Here is a 20,316-nt window from a genome sequence, read left to right as displayed (position 1 = left end):
CTTACCTTTATGGTGTCCGCTTTATTTTCGTTAACTTTCAGTTTTTATGAACAGCAAGCATTGCTTTTCATTATTTCTGAGTAGAGCGTGTGATAACGCTGTGCAGTTTGTTCAATCTGAAAATCGCGTAACTTTTTCTCTCGTCCAATGGTTAATACGTCAACAAGATTTGGATCATGACGAACTTGCAAAATAGCCTGCGCTAATTCTTGGGCATCTCCGGGGGTAATTAATAAGCCAGAAACACGGTCTTCAATGATGTCTGGGATCCCTCCGGCTCGACTACCCACGACAGGTAACCCACTACCCATTGCCTCTAAAATCACAGAGCCTAACCCTTCACTGTAAGAGGGATGGATAAGCATATCAGCAGCAGCAAACCAATCACCCATATTGTTCTGCTTACCCATGAAATGAACATTTGTTAAACCTTTGGCTTGCTGTTCTAATGCTGGACGCTCTTTTCCATCTCCCAACAAAGCGAAATGAATGTCCGATTCTGAGTCCATTAATAGGCGAGCGGCTGCAAGCGTAACATCAAAACCTTTGTGATGAAGCATATTCGCCGCATGAATAACTAAGAATGGATGAGAAAATTGTTCACGAATCCGAGAGACTTGTTGCTGATTAATGGGATAACGAACTGGTGAGCTTGGGATGGTGACCACCTTTTTCAGCGGGTAGCGTAATAAAATTTGTCGACAAATTTCCTGACTTAACCCGACTAATGCGCTAGCCGAGCAGTAAGCTTGAGCTGCAAACCATCGTTCACTGAGAGGATTATCAATTCGACGAGTGATGATATAGGGTATTTTATACAACTGATATTGTAACCAAGCCCAATAAATCGCTCGTCCTTCGTGTACATGAATTAAATCTGAATCTTGTGTAATAGCTTTTCCGTGCTGAGTTAAAAAGTGTTTACAAGCAATTAATCGACAAGGTAGTTCTTTTACTCGTGAATAAAAAAGACTTTTGGGGTTAGCAACAACGGTAAGTTGGTAACCTAACTTAATCTGCTGTTGAATCAGTAGTAGTGTTTGATTCTCACCACCATGATAACCAGAGGCGAGATTAACATGACAAATTTTCATGAGCGCTCTCTTTTTTGCTGGCGGACATAATCACGCAACCAAAGGTCTGCATAACGAGTAAATGTGGTGTTAGCACTTAAAATCGCCAGTAATAGTCCATGCCGCCCATCTAAAAAACCACGTTTTAGAATATACATTTTAAAAAAACGGAAAAAACCATGTAATACCGCACCAGTTAAGGTTGCGGATTTTTTACCTTCTCGTTGATCAACCCACGCTTTCATATAATGCTGAGTTTTTGCTGTGTATTGTGGTAGATACTCAAAAGTGTAGTGCTGTAAATAACCAGATAGAGACTTGAGTGTTAGATGAGAGGGGATTTCAACGCTTTCGTGCACTAAAGCCGTGTTATATTGTGTTTCACGAGTCCGATAAAGGCGAGTAACCCAATCAGGTGACCAGCCAGAATAATGAATTTGTTTACCAAAGGCCGTAGTTAAGCGATCGATCTGATACACAGTGTTGGGTTTATCATGTTTTACGGCTTGTAAAATACTCGCTTTCAATTCTGGAGTGACTCGCTCATCGGCATCTAGCCATAGTACATAATCTGCAGTTATGTAGGATTGGGCTAAACGGCGCTGAGGTCCGAAGCCTTGCCAGTCTTTGTTCACAAAGAACTTGTCAGTAAAGCGACGAGCAATCGATTCTGTTGCGTCCTCACTACCAGAATCAAGAATAACAATCTCATCAACCCAATCAGCGACTGTCTCGAGGCAAGCTTGTAAATGTTTTGCTTCATTTTTGACGATTAAGGCGACAGCCAACGTCGGAGTGGATTTAGTCATTAAGTACTACACCTTTCATCATATGTTCAAATCTTTCAATCACTACAGATACAGTGATCTGTTGCATCAAATCCGTGCCTTTGGCCCGCGTGCTCCAAGCCAGCTCACTGAGAGGTTTTGCCTGTTGCTTGGTCACGTTATCCTCATAGACGCTGACGACATCCTCAATATTAAAATAAGGGCCTGTGCGTTTGGGGTTACTGTGCGCATACAAGCCTAACACAGGCGTGCCTTGGGTTGTTGCAATATGAGCCGGCCCTGAATCAGGAGCAAGTACTAACTTAGCTTCACCCAGTACAGCAGTTAATTGTTTTAAGTTGGTTTTGCCTACCAAGTTGATGACCGGCTGAGTCATTAATTCTGAGATTGTTGCTGCTAATTGAACTTCTCGTGGTGCAGGCGACCCGCATAGCACCACTTGATAACCTTGATTGGTGACATAATCGGCAAATTGGGCATAACGCTCGGTTAACCAATTTCGTTCATCTTTACTGGCAGCAGGACAAATCACCACACTTGGCTTATCGTGTAATTGTTGACGAGCAAAAGCTCGTTCTGGCTCGCCAATCGGCATTGACCACGTTGGGGCTGTGCGAGGTACACCGAGATACTCAACAAAGGCTAAAAAACTGTCTAAGACGTGAGTAGATTGATTATCAGCAATTTTACGGTTCGTAAATAACCACTGACCTTCTTTCGCTCGTTGGCGATGAAAGCCGACTTTGTATTGAGCGTGAATCCCTAACGTCAGTAAGCTGGCTCGCAGCGCAAGCTGCATATGGATAAGGGCATCAAATCGTCGACCTTTTAACTGTCGCCAAACCGCTTTCATGCCGGCGAAGCCCGCTTTTTTATCGAAGATGATCAGCTCGACATTGTTTAAGCCTTGCAATAACTGGGCTTCAACTTTGCCAATGATCCAAGTCACTTTGGTGTCTGGCCAGTGTTTTTGCAGAGCTTGAACGGCGGCGACGGCATGACAGACATCACCTATCGCCGAAAGGCGTAAAAAACAGACAGACTGAGGTGGTGAAGAAAACAGGGGCATGGAAAAAGCTCACTCATTAATGAGCCTAAATTATGCAGAGTCTGCCGATAAATGTAAAATAAGCCTTTTTGAATCCACCATAAAATGAGAGATATTCATCATGCAACCTCCCTTTAGCGGAAAACCTGGCGCGACAGGATTACGCCGCGTCATCAACGCGGCCGGTTATTCATGGCAAGGGTTAAAAGCAGCTTTTCAACATGAAGTGGCTATTCGCCAAGAGTTGCTACTGTTGGTGATTGCTGGAGCGATTCTGTGCTTGCTCGATTTGCCTGCATTGGAACGATTATTGATGTTCTCTAGCGTGGTATTAGTGCTGATCGTGGAATTGCTTAACTCAGCGATTGAGGCGGTGGTGGATAGAGTCGGTTCTGAGCGTCATGAGCTGAGTGGACGTGCGAAAGATATCGGCTCTGCGGCGGTAATGGTGACATTATTACTCGCAGGGCTTATCTGGAGTGTATTACTTTATGTTCATTATCTATAACAGGTGTTAAGGATCAGTCGTAATGATTAAACAATGCTCGCTTAAGCAGCAAATGATTTGGTATGACGACCAATGGGTCAGTGAGCCTCTTCACCATCTTTTTGATACCGAATATTGGCAAGCTGAACAAAAAATCATTGGCAGTGCTAAGGGACGGGGAACGACGTGGTTTGTTGCTATGCAGCATATAGAGGCGGCGTTGCGTCATTACCGTCGTGGTGGATTATTTGGCAAGGTAGTTAGCGATCAATATTGGTTTCAAGGATGGCATAAAACGCGCAGCTATGCTGAATTTCATCTGTTGGCACATTTACGTCAACAAGGTGTGAATGTACCCCGCCCAATAGCCGCGCGAGCGGTTAAACGCGGACTGGTTTATCAAGCCGATTTATTGAGTGAAAAAATCACCAATGCCCGTGATCTAGTGGCGATTTTGCAGGAGAACCCGCTCGACGAGCGACATTATTTTTTAATAGGTCAACAGATTGCCAAGTTACATCGCGCCCAAGTTAATCATACCGATCTCAACATTCACAATATTTTAATCGATGATCAAGACAAGGTATGGATCATCGATTTTGATAAATGCCATCAGCAACCCGGTGAACATTGGAAAGAAGCGAATTTACAGCGTTTGCTGCGCTCTTTTCACAAAGAGCAGCCGCGATGTGGTATTTTTTGGCAAGAGTTACAGTGGCAGCATATAGTTGCTGGCTATGAAGATAAAGATTAATGATTACTATTTTTCAATTGTGAAATTATTTCCAAAAAAGATTGATAAATATTATCTTGATCAAATCGACGATATCCTTCGGAAAGGTGAGGATGGTTCTTCATGTTTAACACTTTGTCAATATGTTGAGCGATAACATTTTCATCGTAAGAATCAATGAGATAGTGAGATAAATTATCGGTTAGAATTTCACTAGGACCTGATGGACAATTCGTACTTACTGCTGGAGTTCCTACGGATAATGCCTCAACAAGAACATTCCCAAACCCTTCATAATCTGAAGTTAAAATTAAACATTTAGCTTTCTTCATAATTGGATATGGATTGCTTTCAAAGTTTTTAATAATAACTCTGTCAGTTAAGTTGAGTTGATGAATTAAGTTTTTTATATCATCAAATAAGCTACCTTCGCCTAAAATAACAAGTTTTATTTCTTTATTTTGTAGTAAATAAAAAGATTTTAATAGTCTATCAATTCTTTTCTGACTTTCTAATCGTCCAACGAATAATAGGTAATCAAATTCTATGCTCTCTTTTTTTTCTAAAGAAAGACGCTGGATTTCATTTATATCAAAAGGATTATATACCACATCACAGGATAATATTTTATTTCCACACGTTTTTTCTACAAATTTCCTAACCCCATCAGAAACGCAAATAACATGCTTCCCTCTTAGCTTTCTTCTTGATTTATATATGTATTTTATTTTTCTAATTAAATTGCGGTTGTTGTATGAGTTTTCATCAGAATTGTGTATATAGGGGATGAGTCTTCTATCGTTAAATTTTGATATTAAATTTATACTTTCACTATGAGGAGCAAGTAGAACATCAAAATTATTATAATTAGCTTTATACCAATAATTAAATGTATTATAAATTGAGTTTGAATTTTTATTGTCACTAGGTATGTCCAACGAAAAAATCGTTAAATCGTCTATTGAATTTATATTTTTCTCATTGTATAAAGTTATAATTTCTACATTATGACCATGGCTTTTTAGTACTCTAGCGAGTCTAATTACAACGACTTGTACTCCTTCAATTTTTAAATCTCTAATTAAAAATTTTATGTTCATAATGTATTCACTTACTCTATTTTTAATATGTATATAGTCTTTTCGATAGCACCTCTATTATCATTAAAGACTTTCAAGGCATTGTCTCCTTTTCTTTTTAATAGAATATCGCTAGAGAAAAGATTTTCTAAGTGTTTATAAATATCATTTTCATCGTTACAAAGCTGAATAGCATCATTTTTTCTTAATAAGTGCACTATATCATAGAAATTATAGTAACTATGGCCAGTTAATATTGGCATTCCTAATGCTGCTGGTTCAACTAAATTATGTCCACCCACTTTGTCTCCCAGTAGGCTTCCGCCCATAAAACAAACATCAGCAGCGTTCATTAACGTTAGCATCTCACCCATTGTATCTCCAAGATAGACCTGAGTTCGCTCTATCGGCGCCTTAGTTCGACGGCTAACCGTAAAGCCCTGTGCTTGGCACAATAAAGCCACTGGATTAAAACGCTCTGGATGGCGAGGGACCAAAATTAATAATGCATCAGGATAGTGATTTAGCAATTGACGATGTGCCTCAAGGCAAATTTCATCTTCACCTTGATGGGTGCTAGCAGCGATCCAAATTGGACGATTTTGACCTAATTGTTCACGTAACGCTTGTCCTTGTTGACGGATCTCATCGGTAACGGTGAGATCAAATTTAATCGATCCCGTGACCGATATTTTGTTAGGGTCGATACCTAACCGGAGAAAGCGGTCTGCATCACTCTGATATTGGCAAAGTAACTGACTAATATGACAAGAAAGCAGACGAAAGACCGATTGAAAACGCTGATAACGGCGGCAAGAGCGTTCCGATAAACGGGCATTAATTACGGTGATGGGAATGTTCCGCTTGGCAACGCAATGTAGCGTATTTGGCCACAGTTCCGTTTCCATAATCAGCAACTGGCTAGGCTGAATCGCATTAAGAAAGCCATTAATGCAGAAAGGAAAATCCAGTGGCATATAACGATGCTCAACCAAATTCGATAACTTTTTGATCTGCTGTGCACCCGTACTGGTTGTAGTGGTGACCACAATCGGCAAATTAGGTTGACGTTCTTTTATTGCTTGAATAATCGGGGTAGCTGCAATAGCTTCACCAACAGAAACGGCGTGAATCCATAGTGGCCTACTTGTTGAATCATCTAATTTAGGGGTTACACCAAAATGCTCTTTCCAACGTGCGCCAAAGGCGGGTTTTCCGGCCCGTTTTTTATACAAACCATATAGCATAAAAGGAGCGGCGATTAGCAAAAAAAAAGTATATAAGCTACGAATCAGCATTGCTCTAAACCTGTGTCAAAAGCCTCGATAGCTTTGATGATTTGTTGAGGGGTAAGCTCAGTTAAACATTTTAAGTGTCCGTAAGGGCATTCACGCTGAAAGCAGGGGCGGCATTCAATATCGGTATGAACAATAGCCCTTTTTTTTGCCAGCGGCGGGGTATAGTGTGGAGAGGTCGAGCCATAAATACCGACAACCTGACAACCTGCGGCTGCTGCGACATGCATTAATCCAGAATCATTACTGACCACCGTTTGACAACAAGAAAGTAAGTCTACCGCCTCAATCAGGCTAGTTTGACCTGCTAAATCACGTATGCTTCCCCTTAGAGATTTTGGAATTTGCGCTACAATCGCTTGGGTTGTCACTTGATCTTTCACTGAGCCAAAGAGCCAGACTTGCTTACCTTGTTGCAGCAGATGTATAGCTACTTGAGCATAGTGAGTTGGCGGCCACTGTTTCGCAGGGCCAAACTCAGCACCTGGACACAGGCCAATCGTTTCAGTCAATAATAAAGAAAACTTTTTTGCTGTAGCTTGTTGCTGCTCTGTTGAGATGGTTAACTGGGGCTTAGGTAATTGCTCGATTCCGCCCAATGCTTCTGAACCTATCATCTTAAGCTTGGGGTGTGCTAACGCTACATAGCGTTCAATCATATACTGAAATGCTTTTTTATTAGAGCGCAAATCATTTAGTAAACCATAGCGCATTTCGCCTTTCCAACCTGTACGGACGGGGATACCTGCAAACCAAGCTATCAGAGCCGACTTTGCTGAATTGGGCAAGACATAGGCATGATCGTATTGACCACGTAAAGAGAGTCCCAGTTTTCGACGTGCAAAAAAGTTAAACTCACCATGTCCAAAAGGCAGTGTTAATGCGCGGTGTACCTCTGGCATCCGCTCTAAAATGGGTTTACACCAAGCCGGAGCCATCACACTGATTAAAGCATCCGGATGTTGTTGTTTGATGGTGATGTACAAGGATTGTGACATTACCATGTCGCCCACCCATGATGGACCTATTATGAGAACTTTCATGCGACACTTCATTTTTGAAAAAGCTATTAAGCATATAAATATTAACCTAATTTTAGGATTAATCTAGATTTTTAAGATGTTTCTATTTATTTGAAGATCATTGCTTCTCGTTTTGCTTTTAAGTCAGACCAGTCGAACTCGTGGACATATATTCGATCATTTTTGTTATGAGTCGGATGATTAAATAGCACTTGAGATTGCTCTGATAGTGGATGCCATTCTTGAAAGTTTTGATGATTATCAGCGTATATTGCTAAAACTGGTGTATTCAGAGCACTAGCCATATGAACGACAGAGGTGTCTGGAGTCACGCAAAGATCCACTTGGCTGAGTAGTTGTAATGAAAATTCGAGTGACGCTGATTCGGTTAAAAGAATGACTCGTTCACTATTACACTCTTTGAGTAAGTCCTGTAAAAACGAAATTTTATCAGGTACAGGTATAAGATATAGAACATCATTGGGGAAATCTTCTAGCCAGCGGGCAATGAATTTTATAGCTTCTACTTTTGAAAATTGGCGGTACTTACTTGAACCAAAAAAATTGAGTGCCACATTGACTCTATCTTTTGATATCAAAATATTTTTCTTAGAAAATGGGATTAATGGTATTGACGGTTCTACGAATTCATTGGCAAATAATTTTGCTGCCGTGAGGTAGCGATCCCTAAAATGAATAGTATTTTTAGGTAAGCAAACATTATATATAGGATGAGACTCTTTATTATATCCAATGTTATATTGGGCTCCTAGTTCATGAATAGCTAATAACTCTTTAAAATCAAAACTAGTTCCTAAGTCAATGACAACATCAAACCTCCCTTTTAGTTTTCGAAAGGAACGAGCCGTTTTAATACTTCTTTTTTCGCACGAGATCACATGACATTGCATCGATTTTTTATACCAGTTACCGCAAAATTGTGGGGTAATAACTGAGACTTCGATATCAGGGCGAGTCATTTTTAATGCGTTAATGAATATTCCACTCATGATAGCATCACCAAGTTTATTATCCCAACGAAGTAAAGCAATAGAACGAGCATCTTTTAGGTTTATCACTGGGTTTGGTAATTTATCATATTGTAGACAGTAATAGTTTAGGGTTATTTTTTTTCTAAGGTTTCTAAATGCCCTGTTTATATTTTTAAGTTTTCTTATCATGAACGATTATCCAGTTTTATCTAAAAGTGGGTTTAATAATTATATTTTTATTTACTTTTTAAAATGTCAAATAATAGTGTTTGTCATTTTCTAGTGTCCAATTTCTCTTCTGCCGATTTTATCTAGGAAGAAAATTGAAGAAATATAAATTAACAAACTTTGACTGTGGAAAAAAGGTACGTCAGTTAAACCTGATATAATAAATAATAAAACAATAGAATAAATGGCTTTTTTCTCTATAGGTTTATATCTCTTAGATAAAACAATAGGAGTAACTAATAACCCTATTATAAATAAAAATCCAAATATTCCATATCTAACTATAATGTCAATAAACTGGTTATGATAATGTACAGTGTTATATTTATATAGAGTTTGAGAAATTTCTTTGTTTTCATACAATTCACTCATTTTTTCTGAGTGATGTCTTCCCAATCCAAAAAAAATGTTATCTTTGATTAATTTTGGTGATGCTTTCCACATTTGTATTCTAAGGCCAAAAGATGAATTTAGATCGCCATTATTTATTCTTTCAATTTCTATAGCACTTTGCTGCATTCTTTCTTTTATTACATTACCGTTAGCTGAAAATAGAAGAATGATAATACCTAAGATAATAAGCAAAGCCCTCTTTGATACTTTAGGTATTTCATCTTTTAATAATACTAATATTGAAAAAATAATAGCAATCCATACTCCTCTTGATTGTGTGAGAAGGATTGAAGTAAGGCTAAATAAAATAGAAAGTGATAAAATATATTTTAATAATTTATTTTTTTCATTAATAAGCAAATAAGTGTTTAGTAACAAAAATGTTGCACATATTGTCGCGTAAGGGATAGGGTTTAGTGCTCCGGCCCAGCGAATGTAGCCTGATTGAAAGAGATAGTAAATACTATTAATGAAAATTATCGATGACCCAACAATGCAAAGAACTGTAAATATTTTCCTATTTATTAAGTGAAAGGGGAAATAAAAAACAAGAAAGGATAGGCAGAGTAAGGTTCTTATTTCACGATTGCTTACATCATGATTTTTATACAATATAACAATATAAAGTGTAAATGAAATTATAACCCAGAAAAAAGGAGACTTTATGTTTTCTAAAAACTGATTTTTTAAACTTGCGATATCTTTAGATATATAAAAAATAAATGAAATAATGACTGTGGTTACTAGTATCTTACTTGAACTTTCTGTAATCGATATGATAGAAAATATATAAATAAAAGGTAGAAGTACCAGTAGGTCTGTTATTTTTTTTAATCTCGAAGACATAATTATACTTTACTATATGGGTTAATGTCACTCTCAGGGCGTGTTTTTAACAAACGTAAAATCCACATATATTGCTCTGGACGTTCGGTGACATACGCTTCAATACACTCATTCATCATTCGTGCGTCTTGTTGTTCATCACCTGTTGGGAATGGCAGGGGGGGATAAAAATCCAGTTCATAACTCCCGGTGTCAGTGTTAAACATCGCGAAAAGAGGAACAATTTTCGCTTTACTAAGGCTTGATATGCGGCCCAGCCCAGCAATGGTCGCTTTTTGAGTGGCAAAAAAATCGACAAACACACTGTGCTCACGGCCTAAATCTTCATCGGGTAAGTAGTAGCCTAAATAACCGTCTTTACGAACCGACTTTATAAATGGCTTAATGCCGACGCTACGATCGTAAACTCGCCCACCGTATTGCACACGCTGTTTATGCATCAACCAATCGGAGAGTAGATTGCTCTGGCTTTTTGCCATTGCTGAAACTGGTAATCCACGTGAAGCAAGCAAAATGGCCGGAATATCAATTGACCAAGTGTGGGGGACGAGAAGAATCACGTTCTCACCCTTTGCTAGTACCTGTTCAACATGCTCCAAACCACGCACGGTCGTTTGTTTTTCTAGCCACTGTTTACTTCTGAGTGTTGTCGAAGCAAAACTCATCAAAAACATCGTTGAAGTGACGTACATTTTGCTCAGAATAGCTTCACGTTCAGACTCCGTTTTATCTGGAAAGCACATCGCCAAATTCACTCTGGCGCGGTTATTGGCTTTACTTTTCACGTTAACGGCCAAACGAGCAAGTCCGTGGGCGATGGTACGTTTAAAGCTGGTAGGTAGAAAACTGATCAGACAAGCGATGAGGATCGCTAGCCATGTTCCCCAGTAACGAGGGTGAAAAAAACGCCATTGAAACTTAGGATTATAGGCGTATTGATCAAAGTCATTGCGCGGTAAAGACATAAACTACCCAGTATAAAAACGAGAATATTGTTTGAATTATCAGAAAAGTATAGCAGCTCCCTACAGTACGGAACAGAAACAATCTGACAAAATGATAGGCAATGCTCTCTATAACGTTACGATATAAAAGGCGCCGTGATGGTCGCGGCGCAATTGTTGCACCACGACTATGCAAGAGTAGGAGTAAGGTTAAATCGTATTAAAGACTAATCACTACCAAACAAATCACGGGTATACACTTTACTAGCACAATCTTTGAGATCATCGGTCATACGGTTAGAGACAATCACATCAGCCGCTTGCTTAAACGCATTTAAATCGTTGATCACTTGTGAATGGAAGAAGTGACTCTCTTTGAGTACCGGCTCATAGACAATCACTTCAATTCCTTTGGCTTTTAAGCGTTTCATGATCCCTTGAATACTTGAAGCGCGGAAATTATCCGATCCCGTTTTCATGATCAGCCGATAGATACCAACCACCTTGGGATTACGTTTTAGTATTGAATCGGCAATAAAATCTTTACGAGTACGGTTGGCATCGACAATCGCGCCAATAATATTATTCGGTACCGCTTGATAGTTTGCTAGCAGTTGTTTGGTATCTTTGGGGAGACAATAACCGCCATAGCCAAATGAAGGGTTGTTGTAGTGGTTACCAATTCGCGGATCCAACCCTACACCTTCAATAATTTGTCGGCTATCTAAGCCATGCACTTCAGCATAAGTATCGAGTTCATTAAAATAAGCCACACGCATCGCCAGATAGGTATTGGAGAACAATTTTACCGCTTCGGCTTCGGTGGAGTTAGTCAACAGTACGGGAACCTGATCTTTGATCGCTCCCGCCAATAATAGATTGGCAAACACTTGCGCCCGCTCACTCTGTTCACCGACAATAATACGAGAAGGATACAAATTATCGTATAACGCTTTTCCTTCACGCAAAAATTCAGGTGAAAAGAGAATATTCTCACACTGGAACTGCTGTTTAGCCTGTTCTGTATAACCAACCGGAACGGTAGATTTGATGACCATCACCGCATTAGGATTGATTGCCATCACATCACGAATAACCGCTTCAACAGAGGCGGTATTGAAGTAGTTGGTCGTTGGGTCATAATCTGTTGGCGTGGCAATAATCACAAAATCAGCGTCTTGATAAGCTTGGACTTTATCAAGAGTGGCAACAAAATTAAGATTTTTGTTACGCAGAAAATCCTCAATTTCGTGGTCAACAATGGGCGATTGCTTCTGGTTGAGCATCGCGACTTTTTCTTCAATAATATCGACAGCAACCACCTGATTGTGCTGAGCGAGCAACATGGCGTTTGATAAGCCCACGTAGCCTGTTCCTGCAACGGCTATTTTCACAGTATCATCCTCTCTCAATAAAATTAATGGTTGATGATCGCCATATACTCAGCGACGCCTTCAGCAACGGTTTTGAACGTCACGTCACAACCCGCGGCGCGCAATTTGGTTAAATCCGCTTGCGTATATTCTTGGTAAGCGCCTTTTAGATGTTCAGGGAAGGGAATCGTTTCTACTTGCCCTTTACCGTGATGCTTAATGACGGCATTGGCGACTTCATTAAACGATTCTGCATTACCAGTACCGCAGTTAAAAATACCCGATACGCCACTGTCCATAAACCATAAGTTGACCGCTGCGACATCGCCAACATAAACAAAATCGCGTTTAAAGTGTTCGCTACCCGCAAACAGCTTTGGATTTTCCCCGGCGTTCATTTGATTATTTAAGTGGAAAGCGACCGAGGCCATAGAGCCTTTGTGCTGCTCTCGTGGGCCGTAGACGTTAAAGTAACGAAAGCCAGTAATTTGCGATAGCTTCTCTTTATGCTCGGCAGCGTCTTGCCATAGGCGGCGGACATAGTTATCAAATTGCTGCTTGGAATAACCGTAAACGTTTAATGCACCTTCATATTGTGGCTCTTCAATAAAGGTATCGGTATCGCCATAGGTTGCCGCCGAGGAAGCATAAAGGAATGGGATTTCACGGTCGAGGCAGTAATGCAGTAGCTCTTTAGAATATTCGTAGTTATTGAGCATCACATATTTGCCATCCCACTCGGTCGTCGCAGAGCACGCGCCTTCATGAAATACGGCATCAATTGGGCCAAAATCATCCCCGGCCATAATCTGGGTCAGAAAATCATCACGATCCATATAGTCGGCAATGTTTAAGTCGACTAAATTTTTGAACTTACGGCCATTTTTTAAATGGTCTACCACTAAAATATCGCTAATGCCGCGTTCATTCAGGGCCTTGATAATATTGCTGCCAATCATGCCAGCACCGCCAGTGACGATGATCATAACCTGTTCTACCTTATGCTAAAAAGTCTCACAAAATAGTAGCAGGAAAGGGGGAGGTGGGGAAGGTTTAGGAATCTAGGACCTAGGTTCATAGGCCCTAGATCCTAGATTCTAGATTCTAGATCTCTATTTCTTTTATTCTTCTAACCATACCCACGTATAAGGTTGGCGCTTCAGCAAGTCTTGTTGATCTTGCTGGGCAGCGATATTTTTTAGGAGTGGGATGATATCTACTTTGGGGTCAAAAAGATTTTCGCTTCCGCCTTGTAAATTCTGATGCTGATATAAAAATGCTTCACGTACTTCTACAGAGTTGCTGATCAACAACGATACTGAAGTCGTTGCGGTATTTTCTGCCAACCCTTGATCGAGGTTTGGTTTGTTAAACGATAATATAGGTAGCGTAGCTTGAATCGGAGTATAGAATACTTGTCTTAGGCTTACGGATGAGCTTGCACGTAGTTTTGCATCTAATACTGTTCGTTGGATACCATCGTTAGCTGATAACTCACCAGTATTAACGATTAAACATTGACGCGACTCATTCAAAGTACAAGCCTCTAGTATTGGCGTTTCAGCTTGTGGAAGAGGATCCAGAACTTGGTCAGCACTTAGGCTTGCACCTGCGTTTGTTGTACCTTGGGCTACATGCTGTATACCCCAGTAGTATGGGTGACCATTGACGTTTTGCTGACCCTGTAAATAGAGATAGTAATTATTATCACCAATGCTATCGGTATAACTAAACTTATCATGAATTACTTCACCGTTTTGAATAAATGGCTGCCATAAATAAGCATAATTGGCACTGGGTAGTTGTTTTTTCCCATTCACAAATAGAAATGCATTTTCAACATTAATATCCGTAGGTGACTCCCATGGAGCATTTCGGTGAACTAATAGATCAAGTTTTATTGGATTTCCTGAAGTACCCGTTTGCGTAAAAGGGGTAAATTTAAATCCAAGGAGGGATTTAATTGCTTTGCTTTCACTGTCGGTTTCATAATTTATTGCTAGCAAAGGACGATCTTGTGAGAGAAACGTTATTGGTTCGATATCTGGATTATTTAGTAGATAAAACTTTGTAATATCGTCTAAGTTTTGATAGGCGGTATTAAAACCGGACAGTGGTTCACCAGACACCCTTTGAATCCGCCCTTTTACTTCAAATTCCCGTGGATTTGCGCTATTAGGCGTTAAACACGAGGTTATATTCCCCTCGGTATAGACAGAAAATGCGTCAGGTAATAAAGATTTTGCGAAAGTCGTTACATTAGTTCCGAAGTTTTCAAAGATGACAAAACTCAAATAACCATCATTAGGGATTTCACGTTGTGCAAATTGGAGTTGATTGGTATTGAGACCGCTTCCCCTAAAATGCTGCCGTACACTGCCATCCGCATTATGAATAAATACTTCATATTGCCTTGTAGGAGTATTTATTGGCTGGGTGCGATAGGCGATAATTTTATCGCGTGATCCATTTTCTTTTTCAGGACCATACCCAAAAACTTGGCAGTTACCAACAGTAGCTTGTAAACCAGTCCCTAAAAAATTAATCGTATAGTTTTTTACCGGTGGCGCTGGGTTACCAGAGTTGCCGCTTTCTCCACCGCCACAACCGAATAGGGTAAGGGCGATAACGCTGGTTATAATTTGTTTTTGCATAGTATGAAGTCCCTGAATGTCGCCGATTAATGTTGCTGAATGCTATTGATAAAAACAAAGCAAAAATCGGACCATAAAAAGATCTTAGGGCATAGGCTCTAGGCCCTAGGAAAAGCAGGTCCTAGGAAAAGTAAGCCCTAGAACCTAGAACCTAGAACCTAGAACCTAGAACCTAGAACCTAGAACCTAGAACCTTCTATCGACTCACCGGTTTTTCATACCATGGGCTTCTTGCGTCCGTCATACCAAATAAACTATGTTGACGACCGAGCATTTGCCCACCATCACGTTGAATCGGCATCCAACTGATCGCCGCGCGGTTGGTATTATGTTTCGCCGTCATCATCTCTAGTGGGACTGAAATATAAAAGCCTTTAGTAAAGCTTCCTTCGCCAAATTCATCAGCAGAGAGGTCGGTTTTCGCCGCGAAAGCGCCGACAATCACGCCACTGGCAAACTGCTTAGAAAACTCGACAGTCACGCCAATATCTTCCGCCAAATAACGTCCAGCACTGACTTTTAATAAGCTGTTATCCAGTAATGACCAAAATTGCGGCTGCCAATATAACGTGGCATGGCCAGTGGCAGTACCGGTTTGCACTCGATAAGTATCTTGGTGATCCCGTTGAACTTCGTCATGATAAATCCCAAAGACTGATCCCGCTTCACGCTGCGCGACGTAGTTAATATCAACCCCAAATGCCCAGTTGTCATTAAGTGGTCGATAAAGCCATTCGGTTCCGACCCCGGCAAACATGTTTTCTAAATAACCGCCATAGAACTGGTTATAGACACCGTGACCTAAGTGATCAAAGTAAGTTAACTGAGCATGGTTAACTCGTATCGTATCTTCTAAATACTCTCGACCGAGTGTACGAACGCGTTTTAAATCGGTACCATCGGGTGGCACGATGTAGTTAAATTTATCGTAGTTATCGTAAATATTGCCATATAAGCTGCCAGACAGTAGCCAGTGATCATTTAAGCGCCAACTGGCATCCGCACGTACACCAATCGAAAAAAGATAGAAACTTTCTGCCCCGCCAAACGATTGTTGTAGTAATGGAGCTAACCCAAAATCCCACGCTTTATCTTGATGCGTGTGTTGTTCACCGATAATCGGCGACGGCTCTTGTAATGTGGTTGCATCACGAATATGGCTACCAATATAGGCTTGGTTCAGCACTTGATGGGCTTGTTCGCGGTTAATAACGACTTCAGTTAATGGCTGTTGATTACGCGTTTCAATGATCCGCACTTCATCGGTATCAATGCCACTATTAAGCACAACGCGTGCGACTCGTTCATGGGCTTCTTGGCGATCTCGATAGCGTTTTTGTTCACCTGTCACTGTCACTGCGTCATCACTTTGGTAGAGTCGAACCGATTGATAACCCGCGACTTGAGCTACTTCTTCGGTCAAGGCTTGCCATTCTTCGTTGCTGAGCTGGGTGCGAGGTTCATTGGGTTGATAAGCGGGTTTGGGTTCATCAAGCCACAATGGTTTAATATAAGAGAAATTGCTGTGCAGCCTAACTCCTAGATTAACCGTATTACCTCGTTCATAACTAAGGCGTACACTGGCCCAATCGGTCATCGCATAATTAAGCCCAAAATTCCATGGCGTTGATTGGGTCATTGAGTTTTTACCCCTTTCGACCGGAAAATCACTGCGATAATCATTACCATCGTATTCGATTTTTAAGGTCAACGGCTGATAAGGAGTCTGATATTCAATGCCACCAAACAGAGCCATGCAGCCGGTAAACATGCGTTCTACATCAAAACTGCCCCCATTCGCTTTATAGTTGGTGTCTCGACCACAGTCAGCAGATAACGATTTATCGCCGCGTAGATTAGCTCGGTTACCGACATATCCCCAGCCAATGCCGAGGGTAACATCAAGTGGTCCCCAGCGTTTACTGGCCGCTAGGTATTCCCCATCAAACAGCCCTGTACCTGCAAAGTCTTGAAAGCCAACGGAAATTTGAGGTAGCCAGTAGCTCTCTTCCAATAAACGCATTTTGATATCAAACGACTTGTCGGTGTATTTAGTATTACCGCTAAAAGAAGGATCGTTGCTATACAATAGATCGTGTGCTTGGGCGTAACGAGCGGTGGTTTCTAACCATGGAAAAAGCTGGACAGAAACGGTATAGAAATCATAGGCATCGTTATGATTAAAACCGACGCTAAATTCCCCTTCCGGCTGCATGCGTGCGCTGGGCATTTGCATTAATCCAGTACCACCAAAATTCGATTGTGTGTACGTATGTGCGGTGGCGGGGAGGGTCAACAATAAGACACCAGTGTAGCTTAAATATTTAAAGAAACCGTTAGTTAACATCATCATGGTTACTCAGTGGGCAAAAGGTGGCGAAGCAATTCAACCACTTGCTGATTGGTTTGATCTAACTCAGAGCGTGACAGAGAAGCGAGCAGGCTGCGCGTAAAAGGTACGTAGATAATGGCACCGGGCTGAACGGGTAGAGGCTGCGATTGCCAATAGCCAACCGGGTGAGATTGCACGTCGCCGTTCGGCTGAATCACCATCACGGCACTTAATCTCGGGTTTATCCACTGTGCTTGCTGGGCATAATCTTTGGCACTGAAATTGGCTTGCCACTCAAAGCGGGTTGGCTCGTTAACTGCGCCCCATACCGAAACATTCGTTTGGTCGCTGAGCAGCGGTAAATGAAGGGCAAAATGGCCCTTCAATAACGGGTTGTGCCGATCAACAACACGAATCACATCCGGATCAAGAGGGATAAACTCACGCTGAGCAAATTCACTGCGTCGCAATTGGTTACGTAACTGCTCCCAAGCTCGGGCTTGATCCGCAGAGATATTGTCTTGTTGCAGGGCCAATTGTTTTAATACTTGCGCTTGATGAGCAAAAGGAGCATTGAGCATAAACAAAGCGGCGCGCTGCCAATCGACCTGTAAGGTACTTAAGGTAGGTTGTTGGGCGTGCAGTGCCTCCATCATCATCGCCTCTAAACGTACTGGGCCTTCGGCAACCAAATTAAGCATCGGTGAAGCGGTTGAAATCGCCACTTGTGCGCTAAAGGTTGAATCATTGCTACGAGAGCTTGCAATAGGATGAGAAACCGGTGTGCTTGCCAAACTAGATTGACTAACCAGAAGCCAGAATGGCATGAACAATAACGCAAAGCGCATGGTTTATTCTCCTGCAAAAGGTTTAGCAATGGATAAGGCCAGTTGAGACCCGTTTGGTCCCAAACGCTGTTCACTGGCAATCACTTTGCCGCTCGTTGGATTTAGCCAATAGTGATTGGTATAGCGTTGCTTGATCAGTGGCAATGAAACTTGCTCCTCGACCCAAATCAGTGATTGAGTGCCATTAGGCAAGGCTTTCTCTTGTTGCGGATGAATAATAAACGTCGAAACCGCGGGTTGCTGATGACGCTGAGTATCTTGCCAACTTAATTGATAACGCCAAGTTTTCGGTGTGCTATCGAGCAACAGATTTTGACTTAGCGGGTCGGGTTCGCTGGCATAGAGATGTTGAAGGTTGCCGACCACCAAATTAACCGTTTTGGTGATACGCCCAGCCTCAGTAACGATTAACTCTTGCTGAGCCGAAATCCATTTTAAAGCCAGCGCGTTATGTTGACCTGGCTCATCCCAAGCTAACACTAACAGAGCATGAGGCGCGTTATCTAAGCTAGCAAATAAAGACGCATAAGGCAGCGTTTGGGCGTAATCCACGGTGGCGCGTTCATCACTGACCCCAAACAGTGCCACTGAGAGTGTTTCTGAAATATGTTGCGTTTGCGGCGCACAACCGCTAAGCGCAAGCGTAACAATAAGCAAGCCGTGATGGGCTAAGCGCATATCACAATCCTTAATGCAGGCAAGTCGACAGAGAATAACGGTAATGTGGTGAGTTAATCAATACTATCAAAGGGGTGATGAAATCGTGTATACATAACCTATTAAAATAGATACCGTTAGAAAAAGAAAACCGCAATAGAGCGGCTTTCTGTATTAGGTGCGATCAGTCATTATTTTTACTTTTGCGCACTAGCGTTTGAAGCGTTTGTGCCAGGTGTACCATTGTCACTAGCGGCTACCGCTGTTACTGCTACTGCTGCTGCCATTACTGCAGCTGCGGTGCTTGCTGCCACGCCGCCAGCCGCTGCGCCAGCGCCAGCAGCGCCAGCAGCGCCAGCAGTTGCTGTTGTGGTTGTCCCTGTTGTGCCACCTACGGCTCCCACTGTTTCAGCAGCAATTGCACCTTGTGCCATTGCGAATGTTGCCAGCAAAACCATTGCTGTTTTTTTCATAAGTTTCTCCATGGATCTTTAAGGGTTAAAATAACATCGATGTTATGAAATGACAGGCATTCCGCGCCCATTGTAAGTACAAAAAAAAGCATTTGTAAACACAATACCTGTTAATGATAATTTAGTTGATTAAATAACCATTCATGAGCTTGATGATTGCTTTTAGTGTGATGGTTGTCACGTTTTGTTGGTTGGGAAGTGTTTGCTTATCAACGCCAGTTTGTGATGTAATCCTGCGCTGAATTAATTGTTCCAACCCAATGCTTTAATTAGCAGCAGTAAATCTGGCTTTCATTTTCTGTTTAAGGTTGGCAACAAGGTTTTCAAACTAATTACAATGATTGCCCGGAATGCGTGTGACAGCGTAGGGCGGTAGCATGCCTAAAAATGAAGCAATGTGATGTTCAGTCATCTTTTGTTGCTAACTCAGACTTGGCAATCAAAGCCAAGCAATAATAAAGTATAGAACCACACGGTTCATTTACCAATAAGAGTTATTTAAATATCATGGCAAACACCTATATTTCAGGCATTAGCGCCCTAACGTCAGGCCGATGCATTTCCCCTCTTTTAGCACTTGTGACCTGTTTTGTTGGTGCATCTGCTCATGCTGATACTTACTTCGGTTTTAACGGCCTCTATAGTAGTAGTGAGTTTCGTAGCCAAACTTGGCAAGAAGCTTCTCCCCTTTTAGCACAAGCGCAAATGGGTTATTTTTTCAATGATTATCTTGCTATTGAAGCACGCCACGCTGCGAGTGTTAAGCGTGATGCAGGTTTGGCCATTGATAGCCTCTCAAGTGCTTTTATCAAAGCCAATATCCCCGTAACTCCTCGCACTTCAGTTTATGCCCTTGGCGGTTACAGCTATGTGAGTGCTGATTATCGCAATCAATCGCATTATGACGACAGCATAAGTTTTGGTTTGGGGGTTCACTATGCGTTGAGCTCAACCAGTGCCATCACCAGTGAGTGGATTAACTATTTGCATGGTGATGATGTTCGTTTAAGCGCACTTCAGCTGGGTATTCAATTTAAATTTTGATTGAAAA

General features: G+C 41.4%; 19 protein-coding genes. 3 read left to right on the top strand and 16 right to left on the bottom strand.

Annotated elements, in window-relative coordinates:
* Positions 1 to 44: 44 nt before the first annotated feature.
* Genes FKN88_RS14800 through FKN88_RS14790 form a run of 3 tightly spaced genes read right to left on the bottom strand, consistent with a single transcriptional unit; the run spans position 45 to position 2,930 of the window.
* On the bottom strand, positions 45 to 1,094 hold the full coding sequence (locus FKN88_RS14800) for a glycosyltransferase family 4 protein (protein WP_170904898.1): 1,050 nt from the start codon (positions 1,092 to 1,094) through the stop codon (positions 45 to 47).
* Complete coding sequence (locus FKN88_RS14795) at positions 1,091 to 1,882, bottom strand: glycosyltransferase family 2 protein (protein ID WP_170904899.1); 792 nt, start codon at positions 1,880 to 1,882, stop codon at positions 1,091 to 1,093. Before FKN88_RS14795 ends, FKN88_RS14800 begins: the two co-directional genes overlap by 4 nt.
* The gene (locus FKN88_RS14790; protein ID WP_306687580.1) at positions 1,875 to 2,930 is read right to left on the bottom strand and encodes a glycosyltransferase family 9 protein; all 1,056 of its coding nucleotides are present in this window, start codon (positions 2,928 to 2,930) and stop codon (positions 1,875 to 1,877) included. Before FKN88_RS14790 ends, FKN88_RS14795 begins: the two co-directional genes overlap by 8 nt.
* A 100-nt stretch (positions 2,931 to 3,030) precedes the next feature.
* On the opposite strand from FKN88_RS14790, the gene FKN88_RS14785 reads away from it, so the two are divergent.
* A complete protein-coding gene (locus FKN88_RS14785) occupies positions 3,031 to 3,417 on the top strand; it encodes a diacylglycerol kinase (protein WP_306687582.1) in 387 nt (128 codons plus the stop codon).
* A 22-nt stretch (positions 3,418 to 3,439) separates the two neighbouring features.
* Positions 3,440 to 4,150: a 3-deoxy-D-manno-octulosonic acid kinase gene (locus tag FKN88_RS14780; RefSeq protein WP_306687583.1), complete on the top strand. Its 711-nt coding sequence runs from the start codon at positions 3,440 to 3,442 to the stop codon at positions 4,148 to 4,150.
* Here FKN88_RS14780 and FKN88_RS14775 read toward each other — a convergent pair.
* From FKN88_RS14775 to FKN88_RS14715, 13 genes are all read right to left on the bottom strand, one after another.
* Positions 4,147 to 5,229, bottom strand: coding sequence for a glycosyltransferase (locus FKN88_RS14775; RefSeq protein WP_306687584.1), 1,083 nt, complete (start codon positions 5,227 to 5,229; stop codon positions 4,147 to 4,149). The genes FKN88_RS14780 and FKN88_RS14775 overlap by 4 nt on opposite strands.
* A gap of 11 nt (positions 5,230 to 5,240) precedes the next feature.
* The gene (waaA, locus tag FKN88_RS14770; protein WP_187985374.1) at positions 5,241 to 6,506 is read right to left on the bottom strand and encodes a lipid IV(A) 3-deoxy-D-manno-octulosonic acid transferase; all 1,266 of its coding nucleotides are present in this window, start codon (positions 6,504 to 6,506) and stop codon (positions 5,241 to 5,243) included.
* Positions 6,500 to 7,546: a lipopolysaccharide heptosyltransferase II gene (gene waaF / locus FKN88_RS14765; protein WP_306687585.1), complete on the bottom strand. Its 1,047-nt coding sequence runs from the start codon at positions 7,544 to 7,546 to the stop codon at positions 6,500 to 6,502. The genes waaA and waaF overlap by 7 nt, the downstream gene beginning before the upstream one ends.
* An 86-nt stretch (positions 7,547 to 7,632) precedes the next feature.
* The gene (locus FKN88_RS14760; protein WP_187985376.1) at positions 7,633 to 8,706 is read right to left on the bottom strand and encodes a glycosyltransferase family 9 protein; all 1,074 of its coding nucleotides are present in this window, start codon (positions 8,704 to 8,706) and stop codon (positions 7,633 to 7,635) included.
* A 90-nt stretch (positions 8,707 to 8,796) separates the two neighbouring features.
* Positions 8,797 to 9,984, bottom strand: a complete 1,188-nt coding sequence (locus FKN88_RS14755) for an O-antigen ligase (RefSeq protein WP_187985377.1) — start codon at positions 9,982 to 9,984, stop codon at positions 8,797 to 8,799.
* Positions 9,985 to 9,986: 2 nt separating this feature from the next.
* Positions 9,987 to 10,949, bottom strand: a complete 963-nt coding sequence (lpxM, locus tag FKN88_RS14750) for a lauroyl-Kdo(2)-lipid IV(A) myristoyltransferase (RefSeq protein WP_170906452.1) — start codon at positions 10,947 to 10,949, stop codon at positions 9,987 to 9,989.
* Positions 10,950 to 11,155: 206 nt separating this feature from the next.
* A complete protein-coding gene (locus tag FKN88_RS14745; protein ID WP_306687586.1) occupies positions 11,156 to 12,322 on the bottom strand; it encodes a nucleotide sugar dehydrogenase in 1,167 nt (388 codons plus the stop codon).
* A 23-nt stretch (positions 12,323 to 12,345) separates the two neighbouring features.
* Entirely contained in the window at positions 12,346 to 13,287 is a 942-nt protein-coding gene (rfaD, locus tag FKN88_RS14740; protein ID WP_187026458.1) for an ADP-glyceromanno-heptose 6-epimerase, read from the bottom strand.
* A gap of 135 nt (positions 13,288 to 13,422) precedes the next feature.
* Positions 13,423 to 14,955 (bottom strand): hypothetical protein, encoded by a 1,533-nt coding sequence (locus tag FKN88_RS14735; protein WP_217557488.1) that lies wholly within the window; start codon positions 14,953 to 14,955, stop codon positions 13,423 to 13,425.
* Positions 14,956 to 15,151: 196 nt separating this feature from the next.
* Complete coding sequence (locus FKN88_RS14730; protein ID WP_306687587.1) at positions 15,152 to 17,308, bottom strand: YjbH domain-containing protein; 2,157 nt, start codon at positions 17,306 to 17,308, stop codon at positions 15,152 to 15,154.
* A gap of 2 nt (positions 17,309 to 17,310) precedes the next feature.
* Positions 17,311 to 18,135, bottom strand: coding sequence for a capsule biosynthesis GfcC family protein (locus tag FKN88_RS14725; RefSeq protein WP_306687588.1), 825 nt, complete (start codon positions 18,133 to 18,135; stop codon positions 17,311 to 17,313).
* A gap of 3 nt (positions 18,136 to 18,138) precedes the next feature.
* Positions 18,139 to 18,813, bottom strand: a complete 675-nt coding sequence (locus FKN88_RS14720; protein WP_306687589.1) for a YjbF family lipoprotein — start codon at positions 18,811 to 18,813, stop codon at positions 18,139 to 18,141.
* A gap of 176 nt (positions 18,814 to 18,989) precedes the next feature.
* The gene (locus FKN88_RS14715; protein WP_187985382.1) at positions 18,990 to 19,265 is read right to left on the bottom strand and encodes a hypothetical protein; all 276 of its coding nucleotides are present in this window, start codon (positions 19,263 to 19,265) and stop codon (positions 18,990 to 18,992) included.
* A gap of 507 nt (positions 19,266 to 19,772) precedes the next feature.
* Here FKN88_RS14715 and FKN88_RS14710 point away from each other — a divergent pair.
* On the top strand, positions 19,773 to 20,309 hold the full coding sequence (locus FKN88_RS14710; protein ID WP_187985383.1) for an outer membrane beta-barrel protein: 537 nt from the start codon (positions 19,773 to 19,775) through the stop codon (positions 20,307 to 20,309).
* Positions 20,310 to 20,316 lie beyond the last annotated feature (7 nt).

It is taken from the genome of Vibrio sp. 2017_1457_13, from assembly GCF_030851525.1.
Taxonomy (GTDB): Bacteria; Pseudomonadota; Gammaproteobacteria; order Enterobacterales; family Vibrionaceae; genus Vibrio; species Vibrio metschnikovii.
This window is presented reverse-complemented; position numbering and strand designations above follow the sequence as displayed.

Bases quoted from the DNA above. Each gene is read 5' to 3' on its own strand.
- FKN88_RS14800 (WP_170904898.1), bottom strand. From the start codon at position 1,094: ATGAAAATTTGTCATGTTAATCTCGCCTCTGGTTATCATGGTGGTGAG.
- FKN88_RS14755 (WP_187985377.1), bottom strand. From the start codon at position 9,984: ATGTCTTCGAGATTAAAAAAAATAACAGACCTACTGGTACTTCTACCT.
- waaF (WP_306687585.1), bottom strand. From the start codon at position 7,546: ATGAAAGTTCTCATAATAGGTCCATCATGGGTGGGCGACATGGTAATG.
- FKN88_RS14710 (WP_187985383.1), top strand. From the start codon at position 19,773: ATGGCAAACACCTATATTTCAGGCATTAGCGCCCTAACGTCAGGCCGA.
- FKN88_RS14715 (WP_187985382.1), bottom strand. From the start codon at position 19,265: ATGAAAAAAACAGCAATGGTTTTGCTGGCAACATTCGCAATGGCACAA.
- FKN88_RS14785 (WP_306687582.1), top strand. From the start codon at position 3,031: ATGCAACCTCCCTTTAGCGGAAAACCTGGCGCGACAGGATTACGCCGC.
- FKN88_RS14735 (WP_217557488.1), bottom strand. From the start codon at position 14,955: ATGCAAAAACAAATTATAACCAGCGTTATCGCCCTTACCCTATTCGGT.
- FKN88_RS14725 (WP_306687588.1), bottom strand. From the start codon at position 18,135: ATGCGCTTTGCGTTATTGTTCATGCCATTCTGGCTTCTGGTTAGTCAA.
- FKN88_RS14795 (WP_170904899.1), bottom strand. From the start codon at position 1,882: ATGACTAAATCCACTCCGACGTTGGCTGTCGCCTTAATCGTCAAAAAT.
- FKN88_RS14760 (WP_187985376.1), bottom strand. From the start codon at position 8,706: ATGATAAGAAAACTTAAAAATATAAACAGGGCATTTAGAAACCTTAGA.
- lpxM (WP_170906452.1), bottom strand. From the start codon at position 10,949: ATGTCTTTACCGCGCAATGACTTTGATCAATACGCCTATAATCCTAAG.
- FKN88_RS14775 (WP_306687584.1), bottom strand. From the start codon at position 5,229: ATGAACATAAAATTTTTAATTAGAGATTTAAAAATTGAAGGAGTACAA.
- rfaD (WP_187026458.1), bottom strand. From the start codon at position 13,287: ATGATCATCGTCACTGGCGGTGCTGGCATGATTGGCAGCAATATTATC.
- FKN88_RS14790 (WP_306687580.1), bottom strand. From the start codon at position 2,930: ATGCCCCTGTTTTCTTCACCACCTCAGTCTGTCTGTTTTTTACGCCTT.
- FKN88_RS14720 (WP_306687589.1), bottom strand. From the start codon at position 18,813: ATGCGCTTAGCCCATCACGGCTTGCTTATTGTTACGCTTGCGCTTAGC.
- waaA (WP_187985374.1), bottom strand. From the start codon at position 6,506: ATGCTGATTCGTAGCTTATATACTTTTTTTTTGCTAATCGCCGCTCCT.
- FKN88_RS14730 (WP_306687587.1), bottom strand. From the start codon at position 17,308: ATGATGATGTTAACTAACGGTTTCTTTAAATATTTAAGCTACACTGGT.
- FKN88_RS14780 (WP_306687583.1), top strand. From the start codon at position 3,440: ATGATTAAACAATGCTCGCTTAAGCAGCAAATGATTTGGTATGACGAC.